The sequence below is a fragment of the Mesorhizobium sp. LSJC269B00 genome, from assembly GCF_000502815.1.
In the GTDB taxonomy this organism is placed as follows: Bacteria; Pseudomonadota; Alphaproteobacteria; order Rhizobiales; family Rhizobiaceae; genus Mesorhizobium.
The window spans coordinates 165,304-176,434 of the sequence record NZ_AYVN01000006.1 but is presented as its reverse complement, the minus strand read 5'-3'; the positions used below and the strand labels follow the sequence as shown (position 1 = coordinate 176,434).

Below are 11,131 nucleotides of genomic sequence, written 5' to 3'. Positions count from 1 at the left end.
AAGATAGTGGTTTTGTATCTTATAAATTATGCTTGTATTGTCGGGTTATCTAGGCTGTCGATCTTGCGCGATGCAGCATAGTCGATGGTCAAGCGTCTGACGACGCAATCCTGTGGCGGCGGCCATATGGCGCATGTCGACGAGGCAGACAGGAAGTGCCGGTGTTGGCGTAGGGAGTGACGTGCATTAGCCTTGCACCTGCCGTCACGCTTGCGTCGGATGGAGAACTGGTGCCGCTTAGGTGACTCGAACACCTGACCCCATCATTACGAATGATGTGCTCTACCAACTGAGCTAAAGCGGCCCAGGAAGCGCGAAGCCTCCAGGATCGGCTGGGTGATAGACTCAACCGGCCGCTAATTCAAGATGGGCAACCGTGATTTCAAGGCTGGATCCGGCAATTCGTCCCGTCATTTTCCATTGGCGCGGAATAAGCCATCGCCTTGTTTGCTTTTTCGATTACGCGGAGACGTCGCGCCGGACTGCGCGCAAATCGCCCGGCAAGGCGGCAAACGGACTGATTTTATTGCTAAAAGGCATCGAAATGGGCGTTGAACAGGCCTGTAAGGCAGAATGCGGGCGCTCGCCCGTTGATTGATTGGTCGCCTGCGGCTAACGATCATGGCAATGTAAGCGAACGGACAGGGGAATTCGCTTGGACGCGATCGAAAAAGCGATCCGCAACGCCTTCGAGAAAGGCAACGCCGAGGACCGGGCATTTCGCGAGCGGGTCTATCGGTCGGCTTTCGCGGCGCTCGACCGCGTGCTCCAGGCCAATCCCGGCGTGACGGTGGAAGCCGCCATCAAGCGCCGTAAGGCGGTGCAGGAAAAGATCGCCGAGATCGAATCCGAATTCCTGCCCGCGGTCCCCGATGTCGCCGCGCCGACGCAGAGCGCTGCGCAGACACAAGATACCGCGCTGACGCAACGCGTTGCGCAGCCGCAAGACGCCGTACAGGGCGCCGCCGAAGCGCCCGCGGTCGATGCCCCGACAGGTGTCGCGGCCGGACCGTCGCCGGCGATCGTCGTTGATGGACCGGTTCAGCCCGAGGCATCCGACGCGCCGCGTTCGCGCGTGCTGCCGGTCGTCCCCGACATCATGCCTGACGCCACGCTGCCCGGCGCCCCGGCGATCGATATGGCCGATTCCGCGCCGGCCGAGGCCGCGGCGGAAGTGGCGCCTGATCGCGATGAAAGGCGGATAAGGGGCCGCCGCCTGCCGCTGACGGCGATCTTCTTTGGCGTGACGTTGCTCGCCGCCGCCGGCATCGGCCTCTATTTCGCCGTGCAGACCGGGGTCTTCAAGACGCCGGCGCAGCTCGACACGGCGCCGCCCGAAGCGCCGCCGACCGTCGACGATGACGACTTCACGCCGCCTGCCGATACAACTGAGCCGCAGCAGCCTGGCGCGCCGCAGCAGCCTGGTGTCGCCGAACAGACGCGCGACTGGATCAACGTGTTTACACCCACCGATCCAACGCATGTGGCGACCCCGTCCGACGCCAAGGCCGATGTCGTGCAGGACGACACCGGCTCCTTCCTGCGCATCCGCTCCGGTGCTTCCGGCTCGGCCATCAGCTTCGATGTCGGGCAGGGCGTGCTGGAGAATCTTGCCGGCAAACATGCCGTGTTCGACATCGTCGCCCGCGCCGAGGACGGCAAGGACACGCAGATCTCCGTCGACTGCAATTTCGGCGATCTCGGCGATTGCGGCCGCAAGCGCTATGCGGTCGGCCAGCAACGTAACGAATATCTGTTCGACGTGAAATTCCCCGACAAGCCCCCGGGCGCCGCCGGCAGCATCGCCATCAACTCCGACTTCGACAAGCAGGGCAAGGCGGTCGACATCTACGAGATCCGCGTCTCGATCGAACCGTGAGCGCTGCCTAGCGATCCAGCAGCGCCTGCAGCGTCTCGATGCGGTCGGCTTCGGCGGTCGGCTTGTCCCAGCGCAGCCGTGAGATGCGGGGAAATCGCATCGCAACGCCGGATTTGTGGCGAGTCGAACGGTTGAGACCTTCGAACGCCACCTCCAGCACCAGGCCTTGGCTGCGGTCGGCGCGCACCGAGCGCACCGGGCCGAAACGCTCGACCGTGTTGTCGCGGACAAATTTGTCGATCTGCTTCAGCTCCTCGTCGGTGAAGCCGAAATAGGCCTTGCCGACCGGCACCAGTTCCTCTGCGCCTTCTGGCCCCGACCAGACGCCGAACGTATAGTCGGAATAAAAGCTTGACCGCTTGCCATGGCCGCGCTGCGCATACATCAGCACAGCATCGACCGTGTGCGGATCGCGCTTCCACTTGAACCACGGGCCTTTCGGCCGTCCCGCGAGATAGGGCGAATCCCAGCGCTTCAGCATCACGCCTTCGATGATTGGGTGCGGCGGCGCGCGGCGCAGTTCCTCCAGCGTTTGCCAATCCGGGAATTCGACGAACGGCGACAGATCGAAACGGTGCGGGTCCAGCGTTGTGATGAAGGCCTCAAGACGGGCCCGCCGCTCGCGGAAAGGTAGCGCGCGCAAATCTTCGCCGTTGATCTGCAGCGCATCGTAGCAGCGCATGAACGCCGGGTATTGCTGCTGTATCTTCGGGGCCACGCTCTTGCGATTGAGCCGCTGTTGCAGGTCCGAAAAGGTGCCGGTCGCCACCGGCTCGCCGACCAGCAATTCACCATCGAGCGCGGCGGAAAAATCCATTGCCTGGGCGAGATCGGGGAATGCGCCGGACACATCGTCGCCGGTGCGCGAATAGAGCCGGCGCACGCCGCCCTCGCACACCGCCTGAACGCGGATGCCGTCCCATTTCCATTCCGCGGCATAGTCGGCCGGATCGAGCTTTTCGAGGTCGCCGTCGCCGACCGGGTTCGACAGCATCACCGGACTGAACAGGGCAAGTGCGGTCCGCTTCGGCTTCTCGGCCTTGCCTTCCAGCCACGCGAACAGCGAGATATAGGGCGGCGTCAGCCCGTGCCACAACTCCTCGATCTCGGCGACATCGACCTTGCCGAAATCGGCCAGCGCCTGTTTGGCCAGCCGCGCCGAAACGCCGATGCGCAAGCCGCCGGTGACCAGCTTGATGATGGCAAAGCGCGCCGAAATGCCAGCGCTGTCGAGCAGCCCGGCCAGCACCTTGGGTCCGTCGGAGCGGCTCGCCGCCTGCAGCGTCGCCACGACATCGCCAAGCGTCGGCTCCCGGTTGGGGATATGTCCCGGCGTTTGCGGCCAAACCAGCGAGACGGTTTCGGCAAGGTCGCCGACATAGTCGTAGGAATAGCCGAACAGCACCGGATCCATGCGCTCGGTGACCAGCGTGCGCAGCATCGCCGGCTTGACCGCCGCAATGTTGAGGTCGCCAGTGATAGCCGCCAGCGCCAGCCCGCGGTCGGGGTCCTCGACGCTGCGGAAATAATCGACGAGCAGTGTCAGCTTGCCATTGCGCGACGGCGTCAGCACCAGGCGGTCGAGGAGTTCGGCAAAGCGGTTCATGGATGCAAGGACCGCGTTGACGGCAGAGGTTTGCGCTCTGGCACACCCCCCTCTGTCCTGCTGGACATCTCCCCCGCAAGGGGGGAGATTGGCAGCCTTGATCTTGCCGCCCATCTTGCGAAGTTGGCGATTGGCGAAAGCGGAGGTGACATCTGATCTCCCCCCTTGCGGGGGAGATGGCCGGCAGGCCAGAGGGGGGTGGGAAGGATCGCCGCGCCGGCGATTTCTGGATCAAAAATCACCATCAATCGCCCTCGTCCTCATAGCCCACAAGGTGCAGTGGCCTGGCGGCGATGCCTTCCAGCTCGCACCAGCGCACCAGCGCTTCCTCGCGGCCGTGCGTCACCCAGATTTCGCCGGCGCCCGTCTCCTTGACGGTAGCGGTCAGTTCATCCCAGTCGGCATGGTCGGAAATGATCAGCGGCAGTTCGACGCCGCCTTGCTTGGCGCGCTGGCGGATGCGCATCCAGCCCGAGGCGAAGCATGAGATCGGGTCGGGAAAGCGCCGCGCCCAGCGGTCCGCGAAGGCCGATGGCGGGCCGACAACGATGGCCCCAGTGAAATCCTGCTTGCCGCCGCTGTCGACGGTTGCCGGCTCCAGCGTGCCGAGGTCGATGCCCTGGCTCTGGTAATATTCGCTGAGCTTGGCCAGCGCGCCGTGGATATAGATCGGCCTGTCATAACCGGCATCGCGCAGCAGCCGCATCACCCGCTGTGCCTTGCCCAGCGCATAGGCGCCGACCAGATGCGATCGCTCGGGAAACTGCGCCGCCGATTTGAGCAGCCGGGCGATCTCCTCCGTGTCGGGCGGATGGTGAAACACCGGCAGGCCGAAGGTCGCCTCGGTGATGAAGACGTCGCATTGGACCGGTTCGAACGGTGCGCAGGTCGCGTCCTTCTGGCGCTTGTAGTCGCCGGAGGCGACGATGCGCCTGCCCTTGTGCTCGACCGCGATCTGCGCCGAGCCCAGCACATGGCCGGCCGGATGGAAGGTGACGCTGACATCGCTCAGCGCCATCGCTTCGCCAAGCACGGCCGCTTGCGTTGTCCCGGCAAAATCCTCGCCATAACGCAACCCCATAATGTCGAGCGTCTGCTGCGTCGCCAGCACCGAACGATGGCCGGATCGGGCATGGTCGGAATGGCCATGCGTGATCAACGCCCGGTTGACTGGCCGCACCGGGTCGATGAAGAAATCGCCGCATGGGCAATAAAGGCCTTCAGGCCGGGGATGGAGCAGGTCGCTGGCGCGCATCCAGTCAAGATAGTGGCTAATTCCAGCGCGGGAAGCCTGTTGCAAGAGACTGCTGACTCGGCCTACAGCCAGCCACCGGCCGCATCAGCCGGCGGGGCCATCGCCATGCAACCGCTGAAAATCTCGTCCGGCGACCTGACCGCCGACCGTCGCGCCGACTATGCCGAGATGCTTTTCGGCTCGGGCGAGCACGCGGCAGCGGCGGAGCTGCTGCTCGGCGCGCTGGAACTGGCGCCGCAATGGGCGGCGGGCTGGTTCCGTCTTGGCGAGATGCAGGAGACGGCCGAGCGGCTCGACGTGGCGGCTCAAGCCTGGGCGACGGCGCTGAAACTCGACCCGGCGGATCGCCTTGGCGCTGCGCTGAAGCTGCAACTCATCGGCAAGGCGCCGGCTGCCGCGGCGCCACCCAGCGCCTTCGTCGAAACGCTGTTCGACCACTATGCCGAAACTTTCGAGGATTCGCTGGTCGGCAAGCTCGGCTACCGGCTGCCGGAGTTTCTCGATCGCGCCATTCGAGCGGCAAGGGCGGGCCGCTTTTCGCTGGCGCTCGACCTTGGTTGCGGCACCGGTCTGATGGGCGAGAAACTGCGGCCGGTCGCCGAACGGCTGGAGGGCTACGACATCTCCGCCGCCATGCTGAAAAAGGCCCGCGCCAAAGGCGTCTACGATCTGCTCGCCAAGGCCGATCTGCAGGATTTCGCCTATGCCGGACCGAAAGCCGATCTGGTGGTGGCGGCCGACGTGTTCATCTACGTCGGCGCGCTCGATCGCGTGATGAAGACCGTCGCGGGCATTCTGGCCACCAATGGCCTGTTTGCCTTTTCCGTCGAAACGCCAGCCAAGGGCGGGGCGGGCGGCGACGCCGGTTTTGCGCTGCAGCCGTCTCGTCGCTACGCCCATTCTCAAGCCTATGTCGAGCGGGTGCTTGCCGCAAACGGCCTGTCGGTGCTGTCGATGCAGCCGACCGTCATCCGCTGGGATCGCCGCCAGCCGGTCGACGGGCTTGCCGCGCTGGCGGTGCCCTCGTCCAAGGGTTGATGTCTCGTCTTGTTCGAAAACGTGAATAGGATTTTTGCGGTTGGCGCGGCATCAGGTAGAATACAAGCCGAGAAGAGCGCTCCGCAGGCCTGGCCTCGAGGAGGAACACATGCGCTGGAACATGATGGTCTTGGTGTCCTGCCTGGCAATGACCGGCTGCATGGGCAGCTCGATGTCGGAGCGGCAGGACCAGGACGTGCAATCGTCGCTGCAGTATGACGACGTGCCTTGCGACCAGTTGCTGGCGCAGCGCGACGAACTGGCGCAGCAATACCATCTGTCGACGGACGCCAAGCCGAGCTTCTCCAATCCGGCGATGGGCTTCGGCCCGTTCACGCCCGATATGCGCTCCAAAAGCAAGCGCGATACTGATCTGGCAAGTGGCAAGATCGACGCCATGAACCGCTCGATCGTCCGCCGCGACTGCGGCAAGCCCAACAAGCAGAAGAAGTTCAGTCTGCCGAGCTGAACCTGAACTTGCTCAGTACCCCGCCTTGCGGTCGACCACGTTATCAAGCTTTTCGCCGCGCTCGAAGGCATCCATCTGCCGCAACATGCTCGGTGCCAGGTGGACAGGGTCGGAGGTCGCCGCCGCGTGCGGCGTCACGAACACTTTCGGGTGACTCCATAGCGGACTGGTCTTCGGCAGCGGCTCGACCTCGAACACGTCGAGGCTCGCCTCCTTCAGCGTGCCGTCGTCCAGCGCGCGCAATATGTCGGCGTCCTTCTGCAGCCGGCCGCGCCCGGCATTGATCAGCACCGAGCCGCCGAGGCCGTTGCGCTTGCGTAATTCCTTCAGCACGCCGTAATTGATGATGCCGTGCGTATCCGGCGTCAGCGGCAACAGCACCACCAGTATGTCGGTGGCGTTGAGGAAGGGGATCAGCCCGGCCTCTCCGGCGTAGGTCGCAACGCCTTTCATGGCCTTGTCGCTGCGCGACCAGCCATTGACGGCAAAGCCGAGCGACAACAGCACCGATGCCGCCGCGCGGCCGAGATTGCCGAGCCCCATAATGCCGACCGAGATGTCACCGGCCGGCCGCTGCGGCGGTTCGTGCCAGGTCTTCTTCGGCTGCTGCGCACGATAGAGCATGCCCTGGCGGTGATGGTCGAGCACGCGCCAGACGACATATTCGGTCATGTACTGCGTCAGGTTCTCGGCGACCACTTTGACGATCGGCACATCGGGCAGGCCGGGATCGGCGAAGATGTGGTCGACGCCGGCGCCGATCGAGAAGATTGCGCGCAGATTGGGCAGCGATTTCAGTAGGTTCGGCTTCTGCTTCCACACCACCGCATAGGTGATCGACGGGTCAGAGGCGCCGTCCGGCTCCAGCACCACTTCGCGCTCGGCCGACAGCAGCTCGCGCCAGCGCTGCGGATGAAAGCCGGTGACGACAAGCAGGATTTTGCCTTTTTCCATTTGCGGATTGTATTCCCTGTTATTCGCTGACGATACCGACCGGCGCCGTCTCGATCTTGAACGCGGCCGAGATCAGCGCCTTCGTATAGTCGGTCTGCGGCCGCTCGAAAATCTGTTCGGAAGGGCCGGCTTCGACGATCTTGCCATTGCGCATGACGATGACGTCATTGGCAAGGGCGCGAATGACTTTCAGATCGTGGCTGATGAACAGATAGGCAAGGTCGTGCCTGGCCTGCAGATTGCGTAAGAGGTCGACCACTTGCGCCTGCACGCTCATGTCGAGCGCCGAGGTCGGTTCGTCCAGCATGACGAAGCGTGGATTGAGCACCATGGCGCGCGCAATGGCGACGCGCTGGCGCTGGCCGCCGGAGAATTCATGCGGATAGCGGTTCCTGGTCGCCGGATCGAGCCCGACCTCCTTCAGCACGGCGACGACCTTGTCGTCGCGTTGGTCGGGCGACAGCTTCGGCTCGTGGATCTTCAAGCCTTCCTCGATGATCTCCGAGACCGACATGCGCGGGCTGAGCGAGCCGAACGGGTCCTGGAAAACGATCTGCAACTCGCGGCGCAGCGGCCGCATGGCGTTGAAGGAAAGCTGGTTGATGTCGCTGCCATTGAACTGGATGGTGCCGGTCGATGAGATCATCCGCGCCAGCGCCAGCCCGAGCGTCGTCTTGCCGGAGCCGGATTCGCCGACGACGCCTAGCGTCTGGCCGGCGCGTACGGTGACGTCGATGCCGTCAACTGCCTTCACATTGTCGACGGTGGTGCGAAAGAAACCCTTTTTGATCGGGAACCAAACCTTGATGTCCTTGCCGGTCATAACCGGCTTGGCGGCGTCGTTGGCGGCCGGCGGCTTGCCCTTCGGCTCGGCGGCCAGGAGGTGCTTGGTATAAGCGTGCTGCGGGTTGGCGAAGATGTCCCTGGTCGGCCCGGTCTCGACGATCTTGCCTTTGGTCATCACGCAGACGCGGTCGGCGATCTTTCTGACAATGCCGAGATCATGGGTGATGAACAGCATTGACATGCCCTTGCGGCTCTTCAGCCCCGCCAGCAATTCGAGGATCTGCGCCTGGACAGTGACGTCGAGCGCCGTCGTCGGCTCGTCGGCGATCAGCAGTTCAGGCTCGTTGGCCAGCGCCATGGCGATCATGACGCGCTGGCGTTGGCCGCCGGACAGCTGGTGCGGATAGGCGTCGAGCCGCTTTTCCGGTTCGCGAATGCCGACCTCGTTGAGCAGCGCCAGCGTGCGCGCCTTGGCCTGGCGGTCGCCCATGCCCTGATGCAGCGCCAGGATCTCGACGATCTGCTGCTCGATCGTGTGCAGCGGATTGAGCGAGGTCATCGGCTCCTGGAAGATCATGGTGATCTTGTTGCCGCGCACGCTGCGCAACTGCTTTTCGTTCATCGCCAAAAGGTCGGCGCCCTGGAACAGGATCTTGCCCGAGGGATGGCTGGCCGTCGGGTAGGGCAGAAGCTTCAGCACCGACAGCGCCGAGACCGATTTGCCGGAACCGGATTCGCCCACAAGCGCCACCGTCTCGCCCTTGGCGAGATCGAAGGAGATGTGGTCGACGGCGGTCGACTCGTTGCCGCCTTGGGTGAAGGCAACGCTGAGATCGCGGACGGAGAGCAGGAGTTCGCTGCTCATCGGAACGCCTTGCGCGGGTCGAAAGCATCGCGCGTTGCTTCACCGATGAACACCAACAGCGACAGCATCAGCGAGATGACGATGAAGCCCGATATACCGAGCCAGGGGGCATTGAGGTTACTCTGCGCCTGTTTTAGCAGTTCGCCGAGCGACGCGGTGCCGGGCGGCAGGCCGAAGCCGAGATAGTCGAGCGAGGTCAGTGTCGAGATCGAGGCGCTGACCAGAAAAGGCATGAAGGTCAGCGTCGCCACCATGGCATTGGGCAGAAGATGGCGCAGCATGATGGTGCGGTTGGACACACCAAGCGCGCGGGCCGCGTTGACATATTCGAAGTTGCGCGCGCGCAGGAATTCGGCGCGCACCACGCTGACAAGCGACGTCCAGGAGAAGAGCAGCATCAGCCCGAGCAGGATGAAGAAGCCCGGCGGCAGGATGGCGGCGACGATCAGCAGCAGATACAGCAGCGGTATCGCCGACCAGATTTCTATGAAGCGTTGAAAGAGAAGGTCGGTCCAGCCGCCGAAATACCCTTGCAGCGCGCCGGCGGCGACGCCGAAAACCGACGAACCCGCGGTCAGGATCAAGCCGAACAGCACGGAAATCCTGAACCCGTAGATGATGCGCGCCAGCACGTCGCGCGCCTGGTCGTCGGTACCCAGCCAGTTCCAGTTGCCGACAATGCAGTCAGGATCGGCAGCGCCTTGCGGATATTGGCTGCATCGCCTCTGCGCGTCGTATTCCCATGACGGTTTTGCGGGAGCGGCGTCGGGGATCGCATTGTTGACGGTGCGGTAGGAATAGCGGATTGGCGGCCAGATCATCCAGCCATTGGCGTTGATCTCGTCGCGGATGACCGGGTCGCGATAGTCGGTGACGGCGTAGAAGCCGCCGAATTTTTCCTCGGGGTAGGCAACCGCCACCGGGAACAGGATCTCGCCTTTGTAGTAGGCGACGATCGGTCTGTCGTTGGCGATCAGTTCGGCAAACAGCGACAGCACGAACAGAGCGAGGAATATCCACAACGACCAGTAGCCGCGCCTGTTGGCCTTGAAGTTCTGCCAGCGCCGCTTGTTGAGCGGCGACAGCCAGGGGCGGGCGATCCTTGTCGGTGTGATCTCGGCTGCAGCCTGCGTCATCAGACGTCTCTCCGCTCGAAATCGATGCGCGGATCGACCCATGTGTAGATCAGGTCGGACAACAGCGTCACGAACAGGCCAAGCAGCGAAAATATATAGAGGTTGGCGAACACGACCGGATAGTCGCGCGCCAACACGGACCTGAAACCGAGCAGCCCGAGACCGTCGAGGGAAAAGATGTTCTCGATCAAAAGCGAGCCGGTGAAGAAGGCCGAGATGAAGGCCGCTGGAAAGCCGGCAATGACGATCAGCATTGCGTTGCGGAACACATGTCCGTAAAGCACCCGCCGCTCCGACAGGCCCTTGGCACGGGCCGTCACCACATACTGTTTGCGTATCTCTTCCAGGAAGGAGTTCTTGGTCAGCAGCGTCGTCGTCGCGAAGGCCGACAGCACCAGCGCCGTCAGCGGCAAGGTCATGTGCCAGAAATAATCGACGATCTTGTCAGGCCACGACAATTGGTCCCAATTGTCGGAGACGATGCCGCGCAGTGGGAACCAGTCCCAGAACGAGCCGCCGGCGAAAAGCACCATCAGCAATATGCCGAACAGGAAGGCCGGTATGGCATAGCCGACGATGATCACGCCGCTGGTCCAGATGTCGAAGGCGGAGCCGTCCTTGACCGCTTTGCGGATGCCAAGGGGAATCGAAATCAGATAGGAGAGCAGCGTGATCCACAGCCCGAGCGAGATTGAAACCGGCATCTTCTCCAGGATCAGGTTGAGTACCGAAATGTCACGGAAATAGCTGTCGCCGAAATCGAAGCGCGCGTAGTTCCACAGCATCATGCCGAAGCGTTCGAGAGGCGGTTTGTCGAAGCCGAACTGCTTTTCCAGCTTCTTGATGAATTCAGGATCGAGCCCTTGCGCGCCGCGGTACTTCGAACCGACATCACCGGCCACATCGAAATTGCCGCCACCTCCTGCATCGCCGCCGCCACTGCCGAGCCGATCGTTGCCGCCCTGGTTGGTCAGGCTGGCAATGACCTGCTCGACCGGTCCACCCGGTGCGAATTGAGTGACGACGAAAGCAACCGCCATGATGCCGAACAGGGTCGGTATCATCAGCAGGATACGGCGCAGTATGTAGGCGCCCATCAGCTTTCACCCTCCCCCTTGTGGGGAGGGTCGATCCGCGAAGCGG

At 63.2% G+C, this 11,131-nt stretch carries 10 protein-coding genes and 1 tRNA gene; 4 read left to right on the top strand and 7 right to left on the bottom strand.

Annotated features, from left to right (window positions below):
• Positions 1–228 precede the first annotated feature (228 nt).
• Positions 229–304: transfer RNA gene (locus X771_RS147080), tRNA-Thr, on the bottom strand.
• Positions 305–376: 72 nt separating this feature from the next.
• Here X771_RS147080 and X771_RS1000000168195 point away from each other — a divergent pair.
• Positions 377–598, top strand: coding sequence for a hypothetical protein (locus X771_RS1000000168195; RefSeq protein ID WP_155921595.1), 222 nt, complete (start codon positions 377–379; stop codon positions 596–598).
• Positions 599–655: 57 nt separating this feature from the next.
• Positions 656–1,879, top strand: coding sequence for a hypothetical protein (locus X771_RS147085; protein ID WP_023688778.1), 1,224 nt, complete (start codon positions 656–658; stop codon positions 1,877–1,879).
• A gap of 7 nt (positions 1,880–1,886) precedes the next feature.
• Here the strand turns inward: X771_RS147085 and X771_RS147090 are convergent, their stop codons facing one another.
• Both X771_RS147090 and X771_RS147095 read right to left on the bottom strand, forming a co-directional pair.
• Entirely contained in the window at positions 1,887–3,485 is a 1,599-nt protein-coding gene (locus X771_RS147090) for a cisplatin damage response ATP-dependent DNA ligase (protein ID WP_023688777.1), read from the bottom strand.
• Between the two features lie 244 nt (positions 3,486–3,729).
• On the bottom strand, positions 3,730–4,740 hold the full coding sequence (locus X771_RS147095) for a ligase-associated DNA damage response exonuclease (protein WP_023688776.1): 1,011 nt from the start codon (positions 4,738–4,740) through the stop codon (positions 3,730–3,732).
• A gap of 105 nt (positions 4,741–4,845) precedes the next feature.
• Between X771_RS147095 and X771_RS147100 the strand changes: the two genes are divergently transcribed.
• Positions 4,846–5,778, top strand: coding sequence for a methyltransferase domain-containing protein (locus X771_RS147100; protein ID WP_023688775.1), 933 nt, complete (start codon positions 4,846–4,848; stop codon positions 5,776–5,778).
• A 109-nt stretch (positions 5,779–5,887) separates the two neighbouring features.
• A complete protein-coding gene (locus X771_RS147105) occupies positions 5,888–6,247 on the top strand; it encodes a hypothetical protein (protein WP_023688774.1) in 360 nt (119 codons plus the stop codon).
• Between the two features lie 12 nt (positions 6,248–6,259).
• Here the strand turns inward: X771_RS147105 and X771_RS147110 are convergent, their stop codons facing one another.
• From X771_RS147110 to X771_RS147125, 4 genes are read right to left on the bottom strand one after another with little or no spacing between them, the layout of a single operon-like run.
• On the bottom strand, positions 6,260–7,201 hold the full coding sequence (locus tag X771_RS147110) for a glyoxylate/hydroxypyruvate reductase A (RefSeq protein ID WP_023688773.1): 942 nt from the start codon (positions 7,199–7,201) through the stop codon (positions 6,260–6,262).
• Between the two features lie 19 nt (positions 7,202–7,220).
• Complete coding sequence (locus X771_RS147115) at positions 7,221–8,852, bottom strand: ABC transporter ATP-binding protein (RefSeq protein WP_023688772.1); 1,632 nt, start codon at positions 8,850–8,852, stop codon at positions 7,221–7,223.
• Positions 8,849–9,988: an ABC transporter permease gene (locus X771_RS147120; RefSeq protein WP_023688771.1), complete on the bottom strand. Its 1,140-nt coding sequence runs from the start codon at positions 9,986–9,988 to the stop codon at positions 8,849–8,851. Before X771_RS147120 ends, X771_RS147115 begins: the two co-directional genes overlap by 4 nt.
• Positions 9,988–11,085 (bottom strand): microcin C ABC transporter permease YejB, encoded by a 1,098-nt coding sequence (locus X771_RS147125; RefSeq protein WP_023688770.1) that lies wholly within the window; start codon positions 11,083–11,085, stop codon positions 9,988–9,990. The genes X771_RS147120 and X771_RS147125 overlap by 1 nt, the downstream gene beginning before the upstream one ends.
• Positions 11,086–11,131 lie beyond the last annotated feature (46 nt).

What these genes read in the sequence shown, in the direction of transcription:
- X771_RS147110 (WP_023688773.1), bottom strand. Translation starts at nt 7,201, where the DNA reads ATGGAAAAAGGCAAAATCCTGCTTGTCGTCACCGGCTTTCATCCGCAG.
- X771_RS147115 (WP_023688772.1), bottom strand. Translation starts at nt 8,852, where the DNA reads ATGAGCAGCGAACTCCTGCTCTCCGTCCGCGATCTCAGCGTTGCCTTC.
- X771_RS147100 (WP_023688775.1), top strand. Translation starts at nt 4,846, where the DNA reads ATGCAACCGCTGAAAATCTCGTCCGGCGACCTGACCGCCGACCGTCGC.
- X771_RS147120 (WP_023688771.1), bottom strand. Translation starts at nt 9,988, where the DNA reads ATGACGCAGGCTGCAGCCGAGATCACACCGACAAGGATCGCCCGCCCC.
- X771_RS147105 (WP_023688774.1), top strand. Translation starts at nt 5,888, where the DNA reads ATGCGCTGGAACATGATGGTCTTGGTGTCCTGCCTGGCAATGACCGGC.
- X771_RS147125 (WP_023688770.1), bottom strand. Translation starts at nt 11,085, where the DNA reads ATGGGCGCCTACATACTGCGCCGTATCCTGCTGATGATACCGACCCTG.
- X771_RS147095 (WP_023688776.1), bottom strand. Translation starts at nt 4,740, where the DNA reads ATGCGCGCCAGCGACCTGCTCCATCCCCGGCCTGAAGGCCTTTATTGC.
- X771_RS147090 (WP_023688777.1), bottom strand. Translation starts at nt 3,485, where the DNA reads ATGAACCGCTTTGCCGAACTCCTCGACCGCCTGGTGCTGACGCCGTCG.